The sequence below is a fragment of the Bacillus arachidis genome (genome assembly GCF_030285945.1).
Taxonomy (GTDB): domain Bacteria; phylum Bacillota; class Bacilli; order Bacillales; family Bacillaceae_G; genus Bacillus_A; species Bacillus_A arachidis.
The window spans coordinates 1,822,247-1,848,800 of sequence record NZ_CP127376.1 but is presented as its reverse complement, the minus strand read 5'-3'; the positions used below and the strand labels follow the sequence as shown (position 1 = coordinate 1,848,800).

Annotated in this window: 20 protein-coding genes and 1 riboswitch; of the genes, 4 read left to right on the top strand and 16 right to left on the bottom strand. The window is 34.8% G+C overall.

Annotation, left to right across the window (positions count from 1 at the left end):
* Positions 1-4 precede the first annotated feature (4 nt).
* Together QRY57_RS10865 and QRY57_RS10860 are read right to left on the bottom strand one after the other, a co-directional pair.
* Positions 5-2,401, bottom strand: a complete 2,397-nt coding sequence (locus QRY57_RS10865; protein ID WP_286017429.1) for a heavy metal translocating P-type ATPase — start codon at positions 2,399-2,401, stop codon at positions 5-7.
* Between the two features lie 12 nt (positions 2,402-2,413).
* Positions 2,414-2,725 (bottom strand): metal-sensing transcriptional repressor, encoded by a 312-nt coding sequence (locus QRY57_RS10860; RefSeq protein ID WP_286017428.1) that lies wholly within the window; start codon positions 2,723-2,725, stop codon positions 2,414-2,416.
* 328 nt (positions 2,726-3,053) lie between these two features.
* Here QRY57_RS10860 and QRY57_RS10855 point away from each other — a divergent pair, with 328 nt between their 5' ends.
* Together QRY57_RS10855 and QRY57_RS10850 are read left to right on the top strand one after the other, a co-directional pair.
* Positions 3,054-3,605: a hypothetical protein gene (locus QRY57_RS10855; protein WP_286017843.1), complete on the top strand. Its 552-nt coding sequence runs from the start codon at positions 3,054-3,056 to the stop codon at positions 3,603-3,605.
* 216 nt (positions 3,606-3,821) lie between these two features.
* Complete coding sequence (locus QRY57_RS10850) at positions 3,822-4,826, top strand: F510_1955 family glycosylhydrolase (protein WP_286017427.1); 1,005 nt, start codon at positions 3,822-3,824, stop codon at positions 4,824-4,826.
* 778 nt (positions 4,827-5,604) lie between these two features.
* Here the strand turns inward: QRY57_RS10850 and QRY57_RS10845 are convergent.
* From QRY57_RS10845 to QRY57_RS10835, 3 genes are all read right to left on the bottom strand, one after another.
* Positions 5,605-7,194 (bottom strand): multicopper oxidase family protein, encoded by a 1,590-nt coding sequence (locus tag QRY57_RS10845; protein WP_286017426.1) that lies wholly within the window; start codon positions 7,192-7,194, stop codon positions 5,605-5,607.
* 399 nt (positions 7,195-7,593) lie between these two features.
* Complete coding sequence (locus QRY57_RS10840; RefSeq protein WP_026591991.1) at positions 7,594-8,427, bottom strand: YitT family protein; 834 nt, start codon at positions 8,425-8,427, stop codon at positions 7,594-7,596.
* Positions 8,428-8,486: 59 nt separating this feature from the next.
* A complete protein-coding gene (locus tag QRY57_RS10835; RefSeq protein ID WP_208018237.1) occupies positions 8,487-9,383 on the bottom strand; it encodes a LysR family transcriptional regulator in 897 nt (298 codons plus the stop codon).
* Positions 9,384-9,909: 526 nt separating this feature from the next.
* Here QRY57_RS10835 and QRY57_RS10830 point away from each other — a divergent pair.
* A complete protein-coding gene (locus QRY57_RS10830) occupies positions 9,910-10,140 on the top strand; it encodes a DUF896 domain-containing protein (protein WP_090688504.1) in 231 nt (76 codons plus the stop codon).
* 141 nt (positions 10,141-10,281) lie between these two features.
* Here the strand turns inward: QRY57_RS10830 and QRY57_RS10825 are convergent, their stop codons facing one another.
* The 11 genes from QRY57_RS10825 to QRY57_RS10775 all read right to left on the bottom strand — a co-directional run bounded on the left by QRY57_RS10825 (position 10,282) and on the right by QRY57_RS10775 (position 23,321).
* Positions 10,282-10,884, bottom strand: a complete 603-nt coding sequence (locus tag QRY57_RS10825) for a nucleotidyltransferase family protein (RefSeq protein ID WP_286017842.1) — start codon at positions 10,882-10,884, stop codon at positions 10,282-10,284.
* A 1-nt stretch (position 10,885) separates the two neighbouring features.
* A complete protein-coding gene (locus QRY57_RS10820) occupies positions 10,886-11,836 on the bottom strand; it encodes an XdhC family protein (protein WP_286017425.1) in 951 nt (316 codons plus the stop codon).
* Positions 11,836-12,303, bottom strand: a complete 468-nt coding sequence (locus QRY57_RS10815) for a (2Fe-2S)-binding protein (protein ID WP_208018235.1) — start codon at positions 12,301-12,303, stop codon at positions 11,836-11,838. Before QRY57_RS10815 ends, QRY57_RS10820 begins: the two co-directional genes overlap by 1 nt.
* Positions 12,303-13,139, bottom strand: a complete 837-nt coding sequence (locus QRY57_RS10810) for an FAD binding domain-containing protein (RefSeq protein ID WP_286017424.1) — start codon at positions 13,137-13,139, stop codon at positions 12,303-12,305. The genes QRY57_RS10815 and QRY57_RS10810 overlap by 1 nt, the downstream gene beginning before the upstream one ends.
* Positions 13,126-15,477 carry a xanthine dehydrogenase family protein molybdopterin-binding subunit gene (locus tag QRY57_RS10805; protein WP_286017423.1) on the bottom strand — a complete coding sequence of 784 codons (2,352 nt, stop codon included), beginning with the start codon at positions 15,475-15,477 and terminating at the stop codon, positions 13,126-13,128. Before QRY57_RS10805 ends, QRY57_RS10810 begins: the two co-directional genes overlap by 14 nt.
* 306 nt (positions 15,478-15,783) lie before the next feature.
* On the bottom strand, positions 15,784-16,179 hold the full coding sequence (locus QRY57_RS10800) for a cytidine deaminase (protein ID WP_026591999.1): 396 nt from the start codon (positions 16,177-16,179) through the stop codon (positions 15,784-15,786).
* A 40-nt stretch (positions 16,180-16,219) separates the two neighbouring features.
* The gene (locus tag QRY57_RS10795) at positions 16,220-17,521 is read right to left on the bottom strand and encodes a pyrimidine-nucleoside phosphorylase (RefSeq protein ID WP_286017422.1); all 1,302 of its coding nucleotides are present in this window, start codon (positions 17,519-17,521) and stop codon (positions 16,220-16,222) included.
* A 36-nt stretch (positions 17,522-17,557) separates the two neighbouring features.
* A complete protein-coding gene (locus QRY57_RS10790) occupies positions 17,558-18,739 on the bottom strand; it encodes a NupC/NupG family nucleoside CNT transporter (RefSeq protein ID WP_026592001.1) in 1,182 nt (393 codons plus the stop codon).
* 111 nt (positions 18,740-18,850) lie between these two features.
* Positions 18,851-19,522 carry a deoxyribose-phosphate aldolase gene (deoC, locus tag QRY57_RS10785; protein WP_026592002.1) on the bottom strand — a complete coding sequence of 224 codons (672 nt, stop codon included), beginning with the start codon at positions 19,520-19,522 and terminating at the stop codon, positions 18,851-18,853.
* Positions 19,523-20,082: 560 nt separating this feature from the next.
* Positions 20,083-21,021: a DNA-binding transcriptional repressor DeoR gene (gene deoR / locus QRY57_RS10780; protein ID WP_090688474.1), complete on the bottom strand. Its 939-nt coding sequence runs from the start codon at positions 21,019-21,021 to the stop codon at positions 20,083-20,085.
* A gap of 473 nt (positions 21,022-21,494) precedes the next feature.
* Positions 21,495-23,321: an APC family permease gene (locus tag QRY57_RS10775; protein WP_208018230.1), complete on the bottom strand. Its 1,827-nt coding sequence runs from the start codon at positions 23,319-23,321 to the stop codon at positions 21,495-21,497.
* Between the two features lie 140 nt (positions 23,322-23,461).
* Positions 23,462-23,608: riboswitch (cyclic di-AMP (ydaO/yuaA leader) on the bottom strand.
* A 369-nt stretch (positions 23,609-23,977) separates the two neighbouring features.
* Between QRY57_RS10775 and QRY57_RS10770 the strand changes: the two genes are divergently transcribed.
* Positions 23,978-26,410, top strand: coding sequence for a PAS domain S-box protein (locus tag QRY57_RS10770; protein WP_286017421.1), 2,433 nt, complete (start codon positions 23,978-23,980; stop codon positions 26,408-26,410).
* Positions 26,411-26,554 lie beyond the last annotated feature (144 nt).

The following is a 26,554-nucleotide window of genomic DNA, read 5'->3' as shown; positions in this document are numbered from 1 at the left end:
TAATTTATATTTTAACGCGTTTCAAGCGAAGCGCATTAGTCACAACAGATACTGAGCTAAATGCCATCGCTGCCCCTGCTACCCAAGGTTCTAACAATCCAGCCGCAGCTACAGGAATTCCAATTGCATTATAAAATAAAGCCCAAAATAAATTTTGACGAATATTTTTCATTGTCTTACGACTTAACTCAATTGCTTTTGATATATGAGATAAATCCCCACCAACTAGAGTAACATCTGCTGCTTCAATCGCTACATCTGCACCAGTTCCAATGGCCATACCGATATCAGCTTTCGCAAGAGCTGGTGCATCATTAATACCGTCTCCCACCATTGCCACTCTTTTTCCTTGCTTTTGTAAATCATCTACAATTTTAGCTTTATCTTCTGGTAATACCTCTGCGTATACATGATCAACATCAACTAGCTTCGCAATCGCTTCAGCTGTACGTTTATTATCCCCCGTCACCATGTATACTTCAATTCCTATTTCTTTTAATGTTTGAATCGCATACTTTGAGCTTTCTTTTACTGTATCAGCTACAGCGATAATTCCAGCAAGTTTCCCATCAATTGCGACAAGCATTGCTGTTTTACCTTGATACTCTAATTCTTTCATGACTTCTTCATGTTGTGATATTTCCACTAATTGTTCATTCATTAATTTACGTGTTCCAACAAGAACCTTTTTGTCTTCAATATTTGCTTCAATACCATGACCTGGAATTGCTGAAAACTGTTTTAAATCTTTCAATCTAATTTCATTTTTCTTTCCATATTCAACAATAGCATGTGCTAATGGATGTTCAGAAGCACTTTCAGCTGAAATAGCATAATCGAGCATACCTTCTTCAAATTCTAATACATCAGTAACTTCCGGTTTCCCTTTTGTTACTGTTCCTGTTTTATCAAGTAACACAGCATTGATTTTGTGCGTCCCTTCTAAAAATTCACCTCCTTTAAATAGAATTCCTTTCTCTGCTCCCTTTCCTGTGCCAACCATAATAGAAGTTGGTGTAGCCAGACCTAACGCACACGGACAAGCGATGACAAGGATCGCAATTCCAACTTCCAATGCTTTTGGTAAATCCCCTGGTGTGATAAAGAAATACCATACAATAAAAGCAATTAAAGCAATAGCTACAACAATTGGAACAAAAATACCTGAAATGATGTCTGCTAATCTCTGAATAGGTGCTTTAGAGCCTTGAGCTTCTTCAACAATTTTAATAATGCCTGCTAAAGCTGTATCTTTCCCAACCTTGTCAGCTCTAATAGTCAGAACACCATTTGCATTAATAGTCGCGCCGATAACAGCGTCTCCCTCTTTTTTATCAACTGGAATAGATTCTCCAGTAATCATAGACTCATCAACAGAAGATATCCCCGAGGTTACAATACCATCTACGGGTATTTTTTCACCTGGTTTTACAATAATCGTATCTCCAATAACTACTTCTTCAAGTGGTATTCGTATTTCTTGACCATCATGTACAACAAGTGCATCTTTAGCCTGTAAACTCAATAATTTAGAAATTGCTTCTGTTGTACGTCCTTTTGCTAATGTTTCAAAATATTTCCCAACTAGAATTAATGTAATTAAAACTGCACTTGTTTCAAAATAAAGGTCAGGAACATATGCAGAATTACTCAATGTTTTCAATGCTTCATATAAGCTATAAAAGTAAGCTGCTGATGTTCCTAAGGCAACTAGTACATCCATATTCGCACTTTTGTTTCTAAGAGCACGATAAGCACCTAAATAGAAATGGCCACCAATATAAAATTGAACCGGTGTTGCTAGTAGAAGTTGAAACCATGGATTCATTAAAATATGCGGCATTGGTAGACCTGTATCAAATGGCATATGCCCAAGCATTGTATAGAGTAAAGGTAAAGACAAAATAATAGAAATAATAAGTTGACGCTTCTTCTCCTTAATTACCTCCTCTTTTCTCTCTGAACGATCTACATCTTCACTACGTATTTGCCCCTTATACCCCGTCTTCTTTATTTTTTCTAAAATATTTTCTGTAGAAATTAAACCTTCATTATATTCTACAACCGCACTGTTTGTAGCTAAATTAACAGTTGCATTCGAAACTCCTTCCATTTTGTTTAGCACCTTTTCAATTCGGGTTGCACAAGCTGCACATGTCATTCCTTCAATATCTAAAGTAACTTTTTCCTCCGCTACGTTATAGCCTAGTTTTTCAATTTTATTTTTTATATTTGAGATTTCTTGTTTTGATGAATCATATTTAATACTTGCTTTTTCCATAGCTAAATTTACGTTAGCTTCTACCCCCTCCATTTTATTTAGTACTTTTTCAATCCGGGTTGCACAAGCTGCACATGTCATTCCTGTAACTCCAAGCGTAACATGTTTTTGTTTATCCATTGTATACCCCTCCTATTTTGAAAACTGTTTAATGACACTCATTAATTCTTGAATAGATTCATCTCCATTCCCTTCATGAATTGCCTTTGCTACACAATGTTTTGTATGACGTTCTAATAATGAAAAACCCACCTTATTTAAAGCTGCAGTAATCGCTGAAATTTGGATTAAAATATCAACGCAATAGCGATTATCTTCAACCATTTTTTGAACACCACGTACTTGACCTTCAATACGCTTTAAACGTTTTATAACATTTTGAATTTCCTCTTCTGTTCGAGGAACCATTTTTGAATTTGTTTCATTACCTTCACAATGCCCCATCCATACCACCTCAGTTATAGTAATCACCGTTCTTTAAATACATTATACGGGTAAGGGGTATAAAATGCAACTGGATATAATCCTATTTTTTAATTTTTTTCAGACTTGCTTGTTTCAAAATAACAATATAGATATTCAAATGTAACGTTTCTTTAGAAGCATTCCGGGTAACAAAAAGAATCCACGATTACCAGCAGGTTCTTTCATTACCCATTATATAGAAATTATCTTTCTTAGATTATGCAGATAATTTGCAGATATATATGGGTATAAGTATTCTATACTCACTCATATGATGAAGTAAACAAAAGGACAGGGAGGTATTACTATATTTACGTATACATTAACTACCTTAACACTTTGTTTTATCTTAGTTCTTGTCGCTTCTTATATTTCTAAATCCAAAGGTACCCTAATGGAGTATATGGTATTTATTATGTCTTTCAGTATGAGCATAGGGTTAAGTATTGGATTCTATTTTGGGATTATCTTTAAAGGTGACTTGTTATATTCTACTTTGTTTTCTATTTTGATTAGTAGCTCAATTGGGCTTTTAGTTGGGCTGCGTTTTCATCTATACTCTGCTTTAGAAGGGATGTTCTCTGGATTGATGGCTGGTATGATGGGGGCTATGATTACAGAAATGTTAAGCGTTCAACAAGCACACAGTATACTTCTTATTAGTATCTTGCTCACGGTAACTATTACTACATCATGTATCATTCAATTCTTATCAGAAGCTTTTTATCCCTATATTCACCGCTGGTTCCTATTATTGCTTTCCATTGGCATGGTAATTGTTCTTACTGTATTTGTAACATTCCCAGAATATATTCCCTCACTCCCAACTAAACATGAAAAACATATACATAACCACTAGCACCTATAATCAATAAACACCCTCAATGTTTTATACTATTGAGGGTGTTTATCCTATTTCATTTGAAATTTTAAGTATTATTTTATCGTTTTCCAAATTTTATCCTTATACATATGTATTGATCCTTCTAACTCTTCCTTTTGCACTCCATAATTTCTTGACAATTCTTTATTATACTTAGGAAATCAATTTATAATTAAAAAGGAGACTATCCATTTGCGAAAAATTCTAATCAGCACTTTAGCTATTACATCTATCTTTACATTCACAGCCTGTTCCAATGGACAAGAAACATCACCAAAGAAAGAGGAAGTTTCCCAATCTAAGCAAACTACTAATCAAAATAATAAAGGAACATCAAATGCTGTTCCTCAAGATTTTTATAAAGAAATTTCATCTGGGAAAATTGAACATATTCATGGTATTGGATATCCTGGAAACCTATCCGGAATTTCAATCGCAACCCACAATGGAATAAAAGTATATCAATATGGAAAATGGCTAGAAACAAGGGAGCAAAAGCATGATTATATGGGCTTTCAAGCTACAAAGAATGGATTCTTTGCAAGTGGTCATCCTGAACAAGGATCAGACTTAAAAAATCCTTTAGGCTTAACTAAAAGTACTGATGGTGGAAAAAATCTTGAAACACTAGCGTTTTATGGAGAATCTGATTTTCATAATCTTGCTGTAGGATATAATAACGAAACTGTCTTTGTGTATAATGAACGACCAAATTCCAAGCTGAAAAACGGAGTATATTATAGTACGAATAAAGGGAATGAGTGGAAGAATAGTAAGCTAGATGGACTCTCCAGTGCAATTAGTTCATTTGCTGTACATCCTGATAAATCAAGTGTTATCGCTATGAGCTCAAAAAACGGGGTTTACTTATCTACAGATTATGGAAATACATTTAAATTATTTTCTAGATCACTAGAATCAACTGCATTAACATTTGGAAATGAGGATATTATATATTCCTATATTACTGAACAAAAACAACAAGCATTGACCAAACAATCACTTGCTACTAATCAAAATACAAACTTACAAATTCCAGCTTTAGACTCTAAAGACCAGATCATGTATATTTCACAAAATCCCCAAAATCCATCTGAAATAGTTTTTGCTACGACTAAAGCAAATGTATTTCTTACTACTGATGACGGTAAAACGTGGAAACAAATCACTAAAAATGGAACTTTAGAATTTAACTAATCTATGATACTAAAATTAAATGAGATAACACTTTTACTTCTCAAGTATAATTTAGAAAGGAGAATAAAACGTGTTTTCAACAATCAGTGAATGGAGCTATCAATTCATGTCTCCCTTTATGAATATAGCAAATTCTACTAGATCAATACCTATTTTATTTGCGTTCTTTTTGGGACTTGTAGGTACCCTTGCACCTTGCCAACTAACAGGAAATATTAGTGCTATAACGCTCTATGGAAATCACTCTTTACAAAGAGGAGTTTCATGGAAACATATATTGTTCCTCTCAAGTGTTTTTGTAGTTAAACATTCAATGCTTCAAAAGTAAGGCGATCATTCTACTACAAACATTAATACTATTTAGATTATCCCCTACCTAATAATACAAAAAATGATATACTTTCTACAAAATTGATAGAAAGTATATCATTTTTTCATTTTGGAGATACTTCAAACTTTAGGTTTGATAGCAATGACTACTATATATTGCTATTAGGTGTTACTCACTTTTCAAAGTGTTCTACTAATTTCATAATGTTTCAAGCCTAGAAAATTCATTGTAAATGATCGTATGTGTGGCCTAAACCACGTCTCTTTTAGTATTACCATGTTTTCTCTCTCTCTTATGGAATAGTAACCGTATGTAAGGATCAGATAGAAAACTTCATTTTCATGTTCTTAAAAACAAATATATTTTTTAAATAGCAAACAACATAAAGCAGCTATCTTATGGATAGCTGCTTTATGTTGTTTGCTTATACGTTGTATTGATTTAACACTACTCTGGCATATTAGGGATATTAGGATTTGGAACATAATCAGATTTGTAATCTTTATATTCCACTTCTGTTACCATACCTGCTGAAGCATGATGTAAATCATGACAGTGGAACATCCACTCGCCTGGATTATCTGCTACAAAAGCTACTTCATATTCTTCGCCTGGTTTTAAGTTTAATGTATCTTTCACAATTGGAGAACCTTCTATCTGTTGGCCATTCTTACTTAATACTTGAAAGAAGTGACCGTGTAAATGCATTGGGTGATCATCCATTTTTGAACGGTTTACCAATTTCACTTTTACCAAATCGCCTTTTTTCACTTGAATTGGATCAATATTAGGGAAGGTTTTTTCGTTAATTGTATATACCATTTCATTACCATTCATTTCTGTATTCAAATCCATTGTATATTTCGCATTATACTGTTGGTCTAATTTGAAATCCCCTACTTTCTTAGTACCATATTTCGCTATATCTAATGTTGGAAGTTTTTCTTTTTCATTTGCTTTATCCTTCATCTCTTTGCTGCCATCATATTCAATAATCGCTTTCATTCCTTTTATATCTTTTCCTTCACCATGGTCCTCAACATACCATTTTCCAGGGTTGTTAGCTGTAAACTCAACATCATAACGTTCCCCCGGTGCAATCGAAATCACTTCATCTTTTACAACTTTTGGATCATTTATTGGCTGTCCATCCGTCGCAATTACTTTGACGTCATGACCATGAACATGGATATTATGTGATAAATAACCAGCATTGACCAATCGAAGTCGAACTTTATCTCCCTTTTTCACTTTCAATGGCTCTACTAAATCTCCACTTTTACCATTGATTGTGAATAAGTCATACATGCTCATATCATGACCTTCCATGTCGCTTTCCATATTCATATCAGAATGGTCCATACTTTTCATATCTCCATGATCCATATCAGATTTATCACCATCTGATTTTTCTGTTTTCCCTTTTGTCATTTCTTTGATTTGTTTATCGATTTCTTTTTCATCCGTTACCCATTCATCTAACATTAATGTATAATCTTTATCATATTTTTCATTTGTATCTTCTACAACAAGCGTACCATATAATCCTCGATCTAGTTGATTAACGGAGTCTTGATGTGAATGATACCAATATGTTCCCGGCACATTAGCTTCAAATTCATAGGTGAAACTTTTTTCTGGTTCAATCGCATCTTGTGTCACCCCCGGAATTCCGTCCATGTTATTTGGAACTGGATACCCATGCCAATGAATAGATACTGGTGCAGATAGTTCATTTTTTAATGTAATCTTAACTCTTTCCCCTTGTTTTACACGAATCTCTGGTCCAGGAGACGAACCATTAAATGTCCATACTGGAACCACAACACCATTACTTAATTTTTGTTTCGCTTCTTTTGCTACTAACGTAACTTCAGGTCCTTTTACAACTTTTAGTGGCTTTGTTGCAGTTTCAGTATGTATTACCTTTTTATCGTTCATATTTTTATGATTACTTGTTGTATTTGTGGTTGCAGAACATGCAGCTATTAAAAATATTGAGGAGACTGTAACTGCTGCTAATACACTTTTTTTCATAAAGCACTCCCTCCTTCTGCTGATTCACAGTAATTATAAAGAGAGATTATCGAGAAATTATGCAGGTACAAAAATACAGATATTAACAACTCATTACAGTTTAATCAGTACAAAAAATTTAGAAAAAAGTGAAATACTTCCACTGCAAGTATTTTCAGCCGTTACATTTTCTCCTTCATCATTGATGAAAAAGTATCAGTACAACAAATCAAAATCCAGAAATACATGATACTATGCACAAGCTGTTTAGCGGTTTATCTTCAAGCAATTATTCAAATTTTGTTAGTTTTACATATTACTTAGTGATTCTTATTAAAGCACAATAGATGGCTACACTAATCAATCTACTTACCTACTCGAACAAAAAAGCTGGTCCTCAAAAATTGAAGACCAGCTCTTTTAACTCGCTTTAAAGCCACCACCTAATACATCACGTACATCATGAATAACAACGAACGCATTTTCATCTTTTTGGCTCACGACTTTCTTTAATTGCATAAGTTCTTGTTTATTAATGACAATATATAATACTTCTTTGTTATTTCCTGTGTAACCGCCCTTTCCATCTAATACTGTGACACCTCGTGTCATATTCTTCATAATTGATTCTTTGATCATGTCTGGATAGTTTGAAATAATTGTTACAGCAGTCTTTGTATTCAATCCTTCTACAATAAAATCAATAACCTTTGCACCTATAAATACTGCTACCAGCGTATACATAGCCTTTTCCTGTCCGATAATAAATACTGAACCCGCAATAACTACGATATCAATAATTAATACACCTTTCGCAACGCTCCAGCCTAAATATTGGTTTGCTAGTTGTGCGATGATTGCAGATCCACCTGATGTACCACCTGCACGGAACATAAACCCTAAACCGATTCCAACAAAAACACCAGCAAAGAGAGCTGCTAATAATGTATCATGGTTTACTGGAGTTGCAATATCTTCTGTGATATATAAAAAGAAAGATGAAGATACAATACCAAGTATTGTATATACCATTGTTTTCTTATCAAAAAATTTATACCCAATTGCAAGTAATACTGCATTTATTATAAGGTTTACAGTACCTGGTGACCAATCGAACAGATAATATGTAATAACTGTCAGTCCGATAATTCCACCTTCAGATAATCGATTTGGAATAGCAAAAAAGTTAATTCCAATCGCAAACAATAATGATCCAATTACGACAAGCGCTATTTCTTTTACTCTTTCGTTCATTACTTTTCCCCCTACCTATCCAATACATATATTTTTCAGCCTAATTTCATCTCAGAGAATCAAGAGAATTTTTTCCATTTCTCTGCATGCTTTTCTATCATTTCAATTAACTTCTTCATTGCAGGAGTTAACCATTTACTTTTATGATATGCCAATTCAGTAGTAACGAAATCTTCACTATACTTCCATGGTAATACACTTAGCTTACCCTGCTCGATTTCTTCTTTTACCGTTATAAACGGTAAATAAGATATCCCTAGCCCACACATAACAGTTTGCTTAATCGCTTCAATACTCCAAAAATGAATATGAGAACAATTAATACCATCTTCTTTAATTCGTCTTTCTAACAAATCTCGATAACTCCCTGGCTCTGTAAGTAACAACATTTCCCCTTCTAAATCAGCAGGATCAACGTTCATTTTTTTCGTTAAGGGATGCCTCGGCGGAGCAATAAGTACAATCTTCTCTTGAACAAGAGAATGAGTAACGATGTCTGCCCCAAGTTGTTCCGGATGTGTAAATAACGCGAAATCAAATTTCCCTGATTTTAATTCATTATGCAACTCTTGACTCTCTGATGGTTGTAAAATGATATGAACTTGTGGATACTTCCTTTTAAATTCATATAAAACAGCAGGTAATCGATAAATCATTAAAGATTCATTTGCTCCAATACGTATTGTTCCTGACGATTTGCCGTTCATTTGAGATGATTCCAATGCTTCATTCGATAATTCCAATATTTTATGTGCATAAGAAAGCATATGCTCTCCTACCTCAGTTAAAATTACCTTTTTACCAAGACGATCAAATAATGGACTTCCTATCTCTTCTTCTAATGATCTAATATGATTGGTGATTGTCGATTGCGTATATCCCAGTTGTTCACCAGCCCGTGTAAAGCCACCGCTTTCCGCTACAATAATAAAAGTTTTCAAATGGCGCAGCTCCATACTTACTCCTCCTGTTGTACGATCATTCTTTTGTGTTATATAAAGCTAAAATATAAATCCCTGATATTTTTCTTGTTATATTCATATTTCCATAATAATAAAAAAGATAATATGTAAATTATATGGTTTTCTTCTAAAGCGGAAATGTAGTCCAGTATTCACCAAAACACCAATAAAAATAATAATTCTCATGAAATTAGTTGGTTTTAGTAACAACCTCATTATATTTTCAACTTAATCAATGCTCTAAAAAAAGCATTAATTCCTATACTCATGAAAAAGCCGCTTCTTTGCACTCACCTAATCGCTATTATATATTTAGAATACAAATAAATAAAATGAATTATTTTAATAGAAATCATTTATAAAAATGATGGATGAATCTAATGTAGCATAGTTAGACACTCTTCTTGAAGAAAAGAATGTCTTTTTCATTTACAACTATTGACATAATCAAAAAGAAATATTAAGATAACTATAAATTAGTAAGTTTCTAATTTATAGTTAAATAACAGAGGTGAAGAAAATGAAAAATATATTATTTCGTATTAATGAATTGGCAAAAAAAGAAAGAATTTCAGGACTTCAAGAAATTGAAAAACAAGAACAGCAAATGTTAAGACAAAGCTACATGAAAGAATTTCGCGGGAGTTTAGATTCCATTTTATTAAATACAACGATTGTAGATCCTAACGGAGAAAATGTTACTCCACTTGCTTTACAGCATGCACAAAATCGTATGAACGTTAAAAAATGAGATCTAAGATCGATTCAAACGACCAATTTTACAAAATCGTATCAACATAAAAAGAGCCCAATTTCTAAATTGAGAAATTTTGGCTCTTTTTATAGTATAGACATAGTTTCATACGTACTACATTGCGATTTAAACACCATATCAATCCTCATATTCTTGTCTCACCTGTTGATAATTCCCCCATGTATCTACATCAAAAAACATTCTCTCACTTTCCGACAACAATGAAATTCCATTTATCGTAGGCTTCATAAAAATCGCGCGTGCTCCTTCATCCCCTTTCAACGTTTGAAAAAGTGGAAATACTTTCTTTGTAAATAAAACAGGCGGTTGCCTTATTCCCCTATAACTCGCTGCTACAAAATGAATGTTTTTATTTTGCTCATAGCAACCTATTATCTTATTAATAAATTCAGCTGTCACAAATGGTTGATCAGCCAGAAGGACCATCACTCCATCAACATTCATTCGTTTCGCCTTCTCAATACCGCATTGAAGAGAGTACGACTGTCCTCTACAAGCATTTGGACAAGTAAGAATGTGCACATTTTCACGGTGCATTCTTTTTAACATCCAAGCAGGCTCATTCGTAACAACAATAATATGTGAGAGCCTTGAAGAAATTGCTGCTTGTAACGCTAGGCTCCCAAGTGGTTCCCCTTGTAATGGAAGATGTAACTTGTGTATTCCGGGTCCCATCCTTCGACTGTTTCCAGCAGCTAAATATATACCAGCAATCTTAATTTTACTTCCCCCTTAATTCTTGAACAATTTCAGCTATAATACTAATCGCAATTTCAGTTGGTCCTTTTCCACCAATCGCAAGCCCTACCGGAGAATGAACGTTTTTAGGTATCGCCTTTCCTTCTAACAGACGAGCAGTGCGATGACGTGGACCTAGAATACCGATATAGCGAACACATTGTTCCAATAAAAGTTCGATCAATTGTTGATCACGCTGAAAATGGTGAGTCATAATCACAACAAAATCTTCTTTTCTTAATAGAAGTTGTGGTACAACCTCTTTCGGAAATCCACTTATACAAACATCTGCACTCGGAAAACGTGCAGCATTACATAACGATTCTCTCCAATCACAGACTGTTACAAAAAAGTTTACTTCTTTTGCAAACCGAACAAGCGGTTTTGCATCCTCGCCTGCTCCAAAAATACAAAGCCTTGGCTTTGGTGTAAAGTGTTGATAAAACCATTTACCGTGTAAACCATGTAAGGAATGAATTGGAAACAAAGCTTCCTCATTCCCAAACATGTTACCATTCTCACTAATAAATAATGTTTGTATTAAAGAAATATTTTTTATCATTCGAACTGAAATGCCCTTCTTAAGGTATTCATATAGTGTTTGCAAAAAAACTTTGTACTCTTCATCTATATACTCAACTAATATATGAATGATGCCATTACATCCCATTCCCCAAGATAAATCATCTTCTGCCCTCGTATTAAATTGATGAATAGACCATGTTTGATTCTCCATTACTTCGGCTGCATAAATAGAAACCTCTTCTTCTAAACAACCTGCACTTAACAATCCGACTTTTGTTCCATCTTCACAAAAAAGCATGATAGTTCCCTCTTTACAATATGCAGAACCTTCCACATGAATAATAGTTGCTACGGCACACCGTTGTTCACATGATAGTAGGGCTTCTAGTACAGTATAAATAGAAGTCATTATTGATTCTCCCGTTTCTTTTGTAAGACAGATTTCACAGCTTCTTCAATTTCTTGATAACTTGTGCACCGGCAAATATTAGAACTTAACCATTCTTCAATAATTGAATCATCCATGTCCATTTTTTTTGTAACGAGCGCATGACAATTTATAATAAATCCAGGCGTACAATACCCACACTGAAAAGCCCATTTGTCTTCAAAAGCTTGCTGAATAGGCGTTTCCCGTAAGCCTTCAATCGTTGTAATCCGCTTACCAATAGCTTCTACGGCTAACATAATACAAGACTTAATTGGTAGCCCCTCAACAAGAACGGTACAAGCACCACAATCACCGTTTTCACATCCTGGTTTAGCTCCAGTTAGACCGAGGTTATGTCGTAATGTATATAATAACGTATCTGCCATTCTGACAATCACTTCTCTATCTTCCTCATTCACATGAAGAATAAATTGTCCCTTTCCCATTACTTCACCCCTTCAAGCTTCATCAGCACATCATAAAGCACATGTTGCAAAATAAATATACGATAAGCACGCGAACCCCGTATATCATCTAATATAGGTGCAGGAATATGAAAAAGGACGCGCTCAATTCTCTTCTTAACTGGTATACTTCCATCATTTAACACCGATTCTACCGCGAGCGACCGAAATGGAAATGCGCACAATCCACTAAATGCGATTCGAATATTTCCATCACTTTTTAACGCAGCAACCGTTACAAGTGGGTAATCAATTTTCTCTAATTGTCTTTTTTTTACACTGTAATAAGGAGATTCTATATATTTTTGATCAGTAATAATTTGTACAAGAAACTCTCCTTTTTGCAATTGTAACTTCTCAATAAAGGCCTCCTGTGCCCTAATATATTTCACACCTTCTTTTCCTGCAACAACAAATGTACTATCCGCTAGTAAAAATGGGAGTACCGCTTCTCTATATATAAATTTCCCTGCAATGTTGCCACCAAGCGTAATTTTATTTCTTGCTGTGTGATCTGCAGCTCTTCCGGCAGTTTCTCCAAGAAGAGGAAATACTTTTTCCTCTTGAACTTTTGTTAATGTTAATGTAGCTCCTAGAATAAGCTTTTGGCCATTCCATTCACAAATGTTACATTCGGGAATATCTTTTAAATCAATGACCGCTTTCGTGACAATTTGTTGCAGACGCCCCATTGTAATAATTTCAGTGCCTCCTCCATAATAAATGGGCCTTTTTCCCTCTTTATCCAGCTGATGAAATAATCGGATTGCTTCTTCAATAGAATTTGGACGATAATATTCAAAGTCAAATGGTATCATATACACCATTCTCCTTTGTTTGTTTTACTTTCCAAATCAATTCAGGATTAATAGGTAATTGACGAAGTGAAATACTAGCTGCAATAGATAACGCATTCGCTAAAGCAGCGGGCATACCGATAATTCCATGCTCACCAAGCCCTCTTGATCCAAATGCAGCTTGATCATGCGGTACTTCCACAAATTCAGCAATGTATTTTGGGTGTTGCCCATAATGCATCACTTTATAAGAACGAAACTGATTATTAAGAACTCTTCCATACAAGTCATAGTGAAATGTTTCTCTCGTCGCAAAACTTAATCCCATACTCATAGCACCTATAATTTGTGTTTCTGCTCCCTTTCTATTTAAAATCCTTCCTGCATCTGCAACCGTTACTGCTTTTATTAATTTATATGTATATACTTGTGGATCAAATTCTACCTCGATTGCCTGTGCGCCCACTCCCCATTCAGGTCCACTTTGTCCTTTTCCTGTCTCATAATCAATCTTCGTAATCCCTTCAAATACATAAGCACCTCTGCCAATTATCGGCGAACCATACACATTTCCACTCGAATCAGCATATCCAAAAACAATCTTTGAAAATGATACATACATATCTGGGTTTGTTTTTACATATACAACTTTATTCTTAATTGCTAACTCATGCACTGGTATTCCAAGTATATTAGCTGCTGTATCTAGTAACTGCTTCATTGCATCTTCAGTCGCTTTTACAACTGCATTTCCAACGAGATGTGTCGTTCGACTAGCAGCTGTTTTCCAATGTTTTGGCGCTATTTGTGTGTTGACTTCCATCATAATAGATACATCTTTAACTTTCATATTCATTTTTTCTGCAACCATTTGTGTTAAAGTTGTTTTCGTTCCTTGCCCAATTTCAACTGCACCACAATTAACATTTACACTCCCATCACCATTAAAAGTTATAGTCGCACCCGCTCCAGCATTATTTGGTGTCGTCGAATTTTTCCAAAAGCAACTAATTCCTTTTGCTCGTATCCTTCCATTTGATAAAATAATTCGATTCCCTTCTTCCCAATTAATAAGCGACTTTAACTTTTGTATACACGCCTGAATATCCCCTGTATTACTTTTAGTGACCGTTACTTGTGTTGGTGTTGTATCTCCTTGCTTAATTGCATTTTTCATACGAAACTCGAGCGGACACATATCTATTTTATTTGCCAATATATCTATCATTCTTTCAATTACAAATGTATACTCAGCATGACTAAATCCACGAAACGATGTCGCATATGTATGATTCGTGTACATACAAAGCGAATCACACGATACATGCTGAATTGAGTATGGACCTGTACAATCTAATCCGGCCGCTTTACTCATAGTCACTGCCCGATCAGCATACGCACCGCCATCAAATAAATATAAAATCTCTGCCGCTTGTAAATTCCCATTCTTTGTACATCCAAGCTTTACTTTTGCTTGTAAACCAATATGAACAGGCGACGTTACAAAATCTTCTTCTCTACTATTCCGAAGAGTAACACGCCTCCCATCCACTGCTTTAGAAGCAAGATATACTAAATACTCAAGTTGTACCGTTGTTTTCCCACCATACGCCCCTCCAACTAAAGGCACATGTACAATTATTTTTTCCTCATCAATTTGAAACGCTTTACTAAGTAATCTTTTAATTTCAAAAGGTGCTTGCGAAGTAGAATGAATAATAACCTCCCCATTTGGCTTAATTTCTGCTTTCGCACATCGCGTCTCCATTGCAGTATGATCAGATTGCCGAAAAGAAAACGTTTCCTCTACAACAACTTCGCTATTTGCAAACCCTTCTCGAATATCTCCCTTACGAATTTTCGTCCGATTTGCAATATTTGTATGTGCTTCTGGATATACTTCTTCTTCTAATTCATATTGTTCTACGTTTTCATGTACGAGTATATCTCTTTCTAAATAGGCTTGTAGCGGGGCATGAACCACAGGAAGTTTCTTATATGTAACACGTATTTGCGCTGAGGCATGTTTAGCAATCGCCTCGCTATCCGCTACAACAAGTGCTATAGGCTCACCAAAATACCGAACTTTTTCATAGGCTAACAGGGGACGATCTACAATACTAGAACCGACAAGAATAGGATAATCTGCTCCTGTTATCACAGCATGAACACCCGGGATTTCCTTTGCTCTCCTTATATCAATACTCTCAATAACAGCATGTGCATATACACTTGTTAAGAGTTTTGCATATAAAGTACCTATCTCAATCTCGTCATCTACATATTTTGCTCTTCCCGTTACTTTGTCGGCACCTTCTTTTCGTTTAATACTTTTTCCAATGATGTGATACGGTTTCATTTTAGACCTCCCTTCTTTCTACTCTTCTACCAGCCTATTCGTAGCTCCCCTCGTTTAGTACGAAACTCTTTATAGCTTCACCTAACCTTGTAGACAGTTTACGAGGTTGAAATAACTAAGAAGCAGACAGAAAGAGTACTCCTGCAAAACGGTCGATCCAACCCCAGCAAATTCTCATTTAAATAGAAAAATGTCTTTCCTAAACAGAATCTCAACGCTTAATTAAAAACCTATTCTTCACACAAAAAAAGAAGCTCTCCCAACATATGAATTTTAGGACAGCTTCTTTCTCTTATTCATTTGAAATTAGATTAAATCCTCTATCGAAAAAGCACCTGGAAGCAATTGTTCCACCGTTACTTCTTTTTCATCACCTTTTTGATTTGTTAATAAAACTGGCATTTTAGGATCACAAAACTCTGCAATGACTTGTCTACAAGCTCCGCATGGTGAAATAGGTCCATCTGTTTCACCTGTGATTACTAAATAGCTAAAATCGCGTTCTCCTTCTGATACTGCTTTGAATATAGCGGTTCTTTCCGCACAGTTACATAAACCATAAGAAGCGTTTTCAATGTTGCAACCAGTATAAATTTTACCTTCTTTCGTAACTAACGCTGCTCCCACAGGGAATTTAGAATACGGAATATATGCTTTTGACAACATTTTTGATGCTTCTGCAATGTATCTTTTTTTATCCATAACTATTTCCTCCTCAAAGTAAATTCCATGCTACTAATCATTAATCAGTAATAATTGTATGAATTAATTTTGGAGTTTCAGCCTTTTCTGATACAGAAATGTTTTCATAAATTTTAGCTTTTACATCGTCCACATTTTCACGATTTGCATAAATTGTAACAAGTGATTCCCCTTCTTTTACAACTTCGCCCACTTTTTTACGTAGCATTAAACCAACTGCTAAATCAATTTCGTCCTCTTTAGTTGCTCGGCCCGCTCCTAAAAGCATGGCAGCAATACCGATTTCATCTGCCACAATGTTAGAGACAACACCCGAAGTTTTAGCTGGCACATCAATTACATATTTCGCTTGTGGTAATTTTTCTGGGTGATCTACAATCGAGCTATCTCCGCCTTGGTTACTTAAAAACTCTTTGAATTTCTCAATCGCTTTTCCATTCTTCATAACTTCTTTCAACATTTCACGTGCTTCTTCTAATGTATCAGCCTTTTTACCAAGTACCACCATTTGACTACCTAATACAAGGACTAATTCCGTTAAATCTTCTGGACCTTCCCCTTTTAATGTGTCAATTGCTTCTTTTACTTCAAGAGCATTACCAATTGCAAAACCAAGAGGTTGTGACATATCTGAAATAACAGCCATCGTTTGACGTCCAACATTATTTCCGATTCGTACCATCGCATGTGCTAGTTCTTTCGCATCCTCTTCTGTTTTCATGAATGCACCAGCACCTGTCTTAACATCAAGAACAATCGCATCAGCACCAGCTGCAATCTTTTTACTCATAATTGAACTTGCGATTAACGGAATTGAATTCACTGTCCCAGTAACATCACGTAATGCGTATATTTTTTTATCGGCAGGTGTTAAATTTCCTGTTTGCCCAATAACTGCAACCTTATCACGGTTCACTAAATCAATGAACTGCTCTTTCGTAATTTCAACATGGAAGCCCTCTACTGCTTCTAATTTATCAATCGTACCACCTGTATGTCCTAAACCTCGACCAGACATTTTTGCAACCGGTACATCTAAAGCAGCTACTAATGGTCCTAAAACTAATGTTGTTGTATCACCAACACCACCAGTTGAATGTTTATCTACTTTAACCCCTTCAATTTCCGATAAATCAATTGTTTCTCCAGAATTCACCATAGCCATAGTTAAATCAGCACGTTCACGGTCAGACATGTCTTTGAAAAAGATAGCCATTGCCAATGCACTCACTTGATAATCAGGTATTGATCCATTTGTATATCCTTTAATAAAAAATTGAATCTCCTCTGTTGTTAATTCTTTACCATCACGTTTTTTCGCAATAATATCTACCATTCTCATTTTAATCACCAATCCTTTTTATATTCTATGAAACTTTTAGTATATTAAACCAACTATCGTTGCTGATAAGAAACTTACTAACGTTGCACCGAAAAGTAATTTCAAACCAAATTTCGCTACTACATTCCCTTGTTTTTCATTTAAGCTCTTAACGGCCCCTGCAATAATTCCAATTGAAGAGAAGTTCGCAAATGAAACAAGGAACACGGATATAATAGCTGTTGTTCTTCCAGAGAAATTAAAGTTCCCTTGTGCTAAATCTGTCATTGCCACAAATTCATTTGATACAAGTTTTGTCGCCATAATATTACCTGCGTTAACAGCTTCATGCCAAGGAACTCCCATAATAAATGCAAACGGTGCAAATACATAGCCAAGAATTTCTTGGAATGAAATACCTATCGCTCCTTTAAAAATAGCATTGATGAAAGCGATTAAAGCAACGAAACCAATTAGCATAGCTGCCACTGTAATAGCAACTTTAAATCCATCAATTATATACTCCCCTAATACTTCAAAAAAGGTCTTTTTCTCTTCCTCTTGTACTTCTAACATATCTTCTTCTTCAGTAACCTCGTAAGGGTTAATGATAGAAGCAATAATAAATCCACCAAACAAGTTAAGTACTAAAGCGGTTACAACATACTGTGGTTTCAATAAAACCATGTATGATCCGACAATCGACATAGAAACTGTTGACATTGCAGATGCGCACAATGTATATAATCTTCTTTCCGATAATAAACCTAATTGTTTCTTAACCGAAATAAATACTTCTGATTGTCCTAGAATCGCTGAAGCTACAGCATTATACGATTCAAGTTTCCCCATTCCATTTATTTTGCTTAAAGCTAAACCAATCCCTTTTACAATGATCGGCAATATCTTAAAGTGCTGCAGGATACCAATTAAAGCTGATATAAAAACAATTGGCATTAATACTCCTAAAAAGAATGAAAATTCTTTTTGATTTACTAACCCACCAAACACGAAATTAACACCATCACCAGCATACTTTAACAATTGTCCAAAACCATCTGCAATCCCAGCAATCAATATGTTCCCGATGCTCGTATTTAATAGTAAGAAACCTAATATAAACTGAAGCACAATCATCGTGATAATAGGGCGATATTTCACTTTTCTTCTATTATTACTAGCAAGCCAGGCGATGCCTAACACAATGATCAAGCCTATGATACCGATTACATATTTCATAACATTCTCCCTCCTTTTCCGGATCCGGTTACATATTTTTCAATTGTTAAAGCAATAGATACACCATGCTCCCTGCAATATGTGTATCTATTACTTCTAAATCTTTATAAATTAGTAGTTATCTGAAGCGCCTTCTGTGTCATTTAATACAATTGCAACACTTGCACTTGCACCGATTCTAGAAGCTCCAGCTTCAATCATTTTCTCAGCATCTTCTCTTGTACGAACACCACCAGATGCTTTCACACCAACATTTGCTCCAACTGTTTTACGCATTAATGCGATATCTTCAGCAGTCGCTCCACCAGTTGAGAATCCAGTTGAAGTTTTTACAAAATCAGCACCAGCTTTTACTGACAATTCGCAAGCACGTACTTTTTCTTCATCTGTTAATAAGCAAGTTTCAATAATAACTTTTACAAGTGCTTTTCCTTTTGCAGCTTGTACAACTTCGTAAATATCTTTTTCAACGAATTCATTATCGCCATCTTTTAACGCGCCAACGTTGATTACCATATCAACTTCAGTCGCACCTTTTGCAATTACATCTTTTGTTTCAAATACTTTTGTTTCAGTTGTATTTGCACCTAAAGGAAAACCAATTACTGTGCAAACATCCACGTCGTGTCCTGCTAATTCTTCAGCTGCTAATTTCACCCATGTTGGATTAATACAAACAGAAGCGAAATTGTATTTTTTTGCTTCTTCTAAAACTTTCATAACGTCTTCTTTTTTAGTATCCGGTTTCAAAACTGTATGATCAATTAACTTTGCAATGTTCATTTTCTTCACTCCTCATATCTTTTAACAACTTCATTCTAACTCCACTTTGAACAAATGTAAACACACTTTTGAAATTTTGTTCAATATTTTTCGAGATAGTGCAATAAGTTTTTGAAATTGACACAAAAAGAGAGCTGCGATATTAACAGCTCCCTCATAAAACACAAAATTTATTCATTCATAAAGTGAAAATCCCATCATCAATCGGGCTTTTGCGGGCAGTTGATCTCCTGCCTACCTTCTTAAAGAAAAGTGGAAATGGCTCGTCCAGAATGTGAGGGGGATGGAGCTTCTGACGTAGAGGTGTTTTTTACCTCGCAGGGAGAAGCGAAGACATCGAACATTCTAGCCACTGGAACTGGACAATGCTTTCGCTGAATTATGAGGTGAGATTTTTACTGCCCGTTAATATCGAATAAAAAATCTATTTCACACATTTCTTATGTAGACCCTCATTTCATCATAAAACTTTTATTGAAAAACGCATATATTGCACAGCCACATACGAAAAAAAGGTTTCTCAAATTTATACTTTTGAGAAACCTTCTTTTTTAACCTTTTTAATAATTTAAAAGCTCTTTCGCGGTATGCTGATCGATAATCAACACATTCGCATACCCTCCGCTTAACGCACCATCAATTGCCTTTACTTTTCTAGAACCTCCAGCAACAAGAACAGAACGTTTCTTTAGACGTAATTCTTCTAAATCAATTCCAATTGTGCGTTGATTAATTTCCTCGCTGCAAATTTTACCATCTCCATCAAAGAAACGTGAACAAATGTCTCCAACAGCTTGTTCTTTCAATAGGCTCATTTCTTGTTTATCTAAATAGCCTAACCGAAACAATAAAGCTTCATCTCTAACAGTTCCCACTGTAAAAATCGCAATGTCCGCTTGTTTTCCCATTTCAATAATATGGTGAATATGTCGATCCTGTTCCACTAATTCCTTTGTAACTGCGTTATCAAATATAACTGGAAGCGGCAAATTTCGAGGTGTTGTTTGAAAGGCATCTGCAAATAAAGCAATCGTTTCATTCGCATACGTATTAACACTTGAGTGACTAATACCTCCTTTTAATTGAACAACCTCTACCCCTTTTACATGTTGCGGCACAATTTTCCTTGCGATTTCATACATAGTGGTTCCCCAACTCACACCGACGATATCACCATTTGTAACAGTCTTCTCCATATATTCAGCAGCATACTTACTTATATACTCCGTAATCGCCGTGTACTCTGGTACAGGGGAAAATACGATGTGCGCTTCTAATAAATTATATTTTTCTTTAAGTAGGTTACCTACATTATCTAGATCAGCAAATGGATCCGCTATATGAATTTGAACAAACCCTTTTTCTTTCGCATATTTTAACAGTCTTGAAATGGTTGGTCTGGAGATATTCAATTTATTTGCAATTTCTTGTTGGCTATAATCAGATTGGTAGTATAATCTTGCAACTTCAACGCTTAGTTGTTGTTTTTCTTTATCCATACTAACGATATGTCCTTCCTTACATTTTCTATACTCATATGCATCGTACTTACAAGCATTATACCGCTTTATTCTAGAAAATTCGACCATCTGCCAACTTCCCACAGATAAATCACTTCAAAATGACCGATTTATAGCGTGAAAATTCCCACGAATAAGTCTCTCTTTTTTCTCCTTACTACAACATATACGTTTTCTTTACTCTCTATTTATTTTACTTTTGCATCCTCATGTAATTTTTCTGTATAATTCTTGACATCCTGCCAGCTATCTCTTGCTGTATTCAGATCTTCTTTATTAAACTACCCCCACCTTCACTTCGTTTAGAGAAGAGGTCTTCTCAGTTAAAATGATAAAAACTCGAAGATCCATAATTCCCTCTACTTTCGTAATCGACTTTAAAATGATAGCAAACAAGAAAAGGTAGCTCTACCTCAGTAAAGCTACCTAAGAAATTACTTATTTTCGAATCTTTATTTTTTCAAATGATACGGTACAGTCGTAATTACTACATTTCTCTTATAAAGCAAGAATGCACGTATCAATAAGCTCGACTGGTTATGAAGAATATTGTGCCAACCTTTTTTAGGAATAAATTGCGGTATTACTACAGTAACCCGATAATTTGATTCGCTAGCTTTATATTGAACTGTGTCAATAAATTTGGTTAGCGGCTGAATAATACTTCTGTAATGAGAGTGTAGTGTCACCAGTCTAACTTCAGGCTGCCATTTCTTCCATTTTTCTTCAAACTTCTTCTCATCTTCTCTTTCAAAAGAAACGTAAACAGCTATGACCTGATCTGGTGAAAGGGATTTAGCATAATTTAATGAGTTCTCTACTACATGAGTCATACCAGCAACAGGAACAATGATTACATTCCCTTCAATCGGCACAATTGGTTCACAGGTTTTAAGACTTAATTGATCTCCTACCGCTTCATAATGCTTTCTAATTCGATGAAAAACAATAATAATGACAGGTAAGAAAATTAAAACTGTCCAAACTTGTGCAAACTTAGTTAAAAAGAACATACTCATAACTATAAAACTAATAATAGCACCAGTTAAATTAATCGTTAATTTTAAGATCCATCCTTCAGGCTTTTCTCGAATCCATTTTACCACCATCCCAGACTGAGACAACGTAAATGGAATAAACACACCTACTGCATAAAGTGGAATAAGATGTTCTGTTTGCCCTTGGAAAGCAATAATTAAGAGAATTGAAGCAATTCCAAGTATGATAATTCCATTTGAATATCCTAATCGGTCTCCCCTAACCGTAAACATTCTAGGTATAAACTTATCTTTTGCAAGATTAACTGCTAGTAAAGGAAAAGCAGAATAACCAGTATTAGCAGCAAGGATTAATATCAACGCTGTTGTTCCTTGAATAAAGAAATACATGAAGTTCCGTCCAAATGTTTCTTCGGCAATTTGTGAAACAACTGTTACCTCTTTACTTGGAGTAATACCATAATAGTAAGCTAAAAATACGATTCCTGAGAATAACACTGCAAGTAATAGGCCCATCGCAAGTAACGTTTTCGCAGCATTTTTAGGAGCTGGATCTTTAAAGTTCGGAATAGCATTGGAAATAGCTTCAACACCTGTCAAAGCAGAACTACCTGATGCAAATGCTTTTAAAAGTAAAAACAAACTAATCCCTGCTACTGGTGTACCGATTGGTGTATGCAAATTAGGTGAGACTTCACCTGTTACAATGTTGTATATCCCTACACCGATTAATATAAATAGCGCTAAAACAAATAAATAAACGGGATAAGCTAAAACAGAAGCTGACTCCGTTACACCTCTTAAGTTCAAGATTGTAATAAATATGACAAATATGATTGCAATAACCACATTATGAGCATGTAGACTAGGAAAAGCAGATGTAATCGCATCTGTACCTGCAGATACACTTACTGCCACCGTTAAAATATAGTCTACTAATAAGGAACCTCCAGCTATTAACCCTGGATTCACACCCAAATTTTCTTTTGATACTACATACGCTCCTCCCCCATGAGGATACGCAAAAATAATTTGTCTATAAGACAAAATTAGAGCTGTTAACAAAACTAAGACTCCTATTGCGATTGGAATAGAATACCAAAATGCTAACGCACCCACTGCAGATAGAGCAATTAATATTTGCTCTGGACCATATGCCACTGATGACAAAGCATCAGAAGAAAGAATCGCTAATGCTTTCGTTTTATTAAGCTTTTGCTCTCCTAATTCAGTTGATTTTAACGGTCGACCAATTAAAAATCTTTTTATGGAAGAAACCACTGATCTTCACTCTCCAATAATTTTATGCATTTCTCTCTGTTAGTTCAGTAAAAAACGGACTTTTAAGAAAATAAAAAATGCCTACAAGTCCATGACGAATAAACTTGTAGACATCAATTTTTTTGTCGCACAAGCTCCACCTTCCTTCTCATATAACGCTTACGAGGTTAGCTGTCGGATTCGGGCCTGTGAGTAGCCCTACCTTTTTCAAGGATTCACCCCTTGGATTATGCACTAATCCATAAAAACGGGTCCCCCGTACCATGCGGTTTCAGCGATTTAGAAATTTGAAACTGTCGATTATAATACTCCCTTATTTAGAAAAAGTAAATACAAATTTTTAAATAAGGGCTTAAATTTTTAGAAATAGAACAGTTGTAATGATTTTGTAGGATTTTACTTCATCAATAAACATAATGGTTCTGATGCAAAATCATTTCATAAAAACATAAAGTCTACACAATATGTTCAAGTTTAAGAGATAACTAACAAGAGTTTTTGCACCATTACCAAATGATTTATATGCGCTATCTATTAATAAATTGACTTCACTTTTTCAAATAACAATATTCAAAACATTCAATCTGAAAACCCGTTTTATTTGTAGGATTTCCTTGCTTTTTGTCGAATACGTTCAATGAGAGGAGGAATATTACATGATCTTCAAAGGATTCTTCATTAATCTATCTATTTTTGCTTTCCTAGTTAGCTCAGCTATATTTATTCGAGTGTTGATTTTGAATATTCATTCTAAATTAAATCAGCTATATGGAGGAATAGTTGCCGGTATCATAGCTACTATTTTGATGGTCTTTAATTTTAAGCACATGGGATTGTTTTATGATCTCCGAATGGCTCCTCTTATAATTTCGTACATTTATTTTGGTCGTACGGCTGGTTGGATTACAATAACATTTATTATAATTATGCGCATTTTCTATCTTGGTGGTAATTGGGGACCATCTTTGATTGTTTCTTTAGGAATAGCTACTATATATACTATTTTTGAAACATATCTCAAGAAGCTTCATCCCTTTAAGAGAGTCTTTCTCTATCTAGCTGTTTACATAGCTATGATCCATTTGGTATTTGGATACTTTTTTCCTTCTATACCACTTATACTTTTTGACATTCAAGGTACATTATTTATATCTTCTGGACTATTGATCAGTATTTTTCTTATGGAGTCCTATCAAAAATTATATTATTTAACACAAAATTTAACTAAAGCGAATGAAACATTACAAGAATCAAAGCAAGAATTAAGGGATACCGTACATGAACTGCAAGGAGGTATTTTTAAATTTAAAAAAGTGGATGGGAATTTTATTCATACTTTATGTGATGGACAGTTATTTTATCAACATGGTTTTCACTCTGAACAAGTGGTAGGGAAAAGTTTACCTACCATAGATTCTTCCATTGTTCCATTCCATTTAGTACCTCGACTACTAAAATATTATCAACAGGCATGGGATGGTAATGAAGTCACTTTCGAATTACCTTGGCCAAATGATGAAACTATTATTCTATTCTCTCTTAGGCCAGTTAAAAGAAAGGGAACAGTGATTGAAGTGGTTGGTTCTACTGTTGATATAACGAAAAGAAAAAATGCAGAAAATGAACTAAAGGTAACGAAAGAACGGTTGGAATCATTTATTAATCATAACGTAGATGCTATCACCATATTTGATTTAGACGGACACATGATACAAGCCAATAAAGCTTACGAAAAGATATTTGGATGGTCAGAAAAAGAAATCTTGGGAAAAAAATTACCTTGCGTACCAGATTTTTTAATGGATCAAACTTTAGAAACTATTAAAAACATTACCGCAAAAGATCCTGTTATTACTAAATTAGAAACAGTGCGACAACGCAAGGACAAAACTCTCATTGATGTAAGCTTGACCGTTTCACCCATTTTAGATTTACAGGGCAATGTAATTGCTTTATCAGGAATTTGTAGGGACATTTCTGAAAGAAAACAAGCAGAAAGAAAACTACAGCATCTACATCAACAATTAAAAGGCAGTGAGATGAAATACCGTGCACTTATCGAACAAGCAACGGATGCGGTATACGTAGTAGAGCTAAATGAGGATCAATTTCCAGTTCGATTTATTGAGGTAAATCCTGTTGGGTGCAAAAGATTTGGATATAGTAGAGAAGAACTTCTCTCGATGCCATTTCCTAGTACCGTTCCGCCAGATTCTCCAATGGTCAATAGAGTGATAGAGAAAATTAGAGATGGGCAAACTGCTTTCACTTTGCAAGATGAATTTGTTTTTCCAACAGGAAAAACAATAACAACTGAGTTTGGTGTCCGTGTTTTTAACTTGAATGGCAAAAACGTTTTCTTGAGTATCTCTCGGGATATCACTGAGCGGTTAAAAACTGAGGAGTTATTACGAAAATCGGAGAAACTTGCTGTAGTGGGTCAATTAGCCACTGCTATTGCCCATGAAATTAATAATCCTTTAACAGCAATGAAAGGATTCATGCATTTACTAAAATCAACAGAAAATAAGAACAATGAGCATTATATAGATATCGTGTTATCAGAGATTGGGCGAATAGACAGTATTACCAATGAATTTATGGCGCTAGCAAAACCTCAGGCGTTAGAAATTAAAACAAATGATCTTAATGTATTAATGAAACAAGTTGTAATGATACTTCAGCCTCAAGCAATGATGAACAACATACAAATTACAACTGAGTTTACATCTGATACTTCATTCATCCTTTGTGAAGGGAATCAATTAAAGCAAGTTTTTATAAACATCTTAAAAAATGCGATTGAAGCAACTCCGATGGGAAGGGAAATCTTGATTCAAATCGAAGATGTACCTGATAAAAACCAGGTAAACATTCGATTTACTGATTACGGGTGTGGAATTGAAAAAGATCGTATACCTTATCTAGGAGAACCATTTTATAGTATCAAAGAAAATGGTATCGGTTTAGGATTAATGATCTGTTATAAAATTATCGAAAAGCACCAAGGAAAGATACTTATTGAAAGTGAAGTAGGCAAAGGAACGACAGTTAATATTAATCTTCCTATATCTACTCTCGAAAATTAAAGCACTTATTCATCTTTTTAGATACAATCTATCACGCGAAGTTAAAAATAAAATATCTCAGAAGCAAAAAAGTTTCTTTTCTATAGTTTAGAATAAAGAAACTTTTTTGCTTTTAAATATTATGGATAGATTTAATATACACAA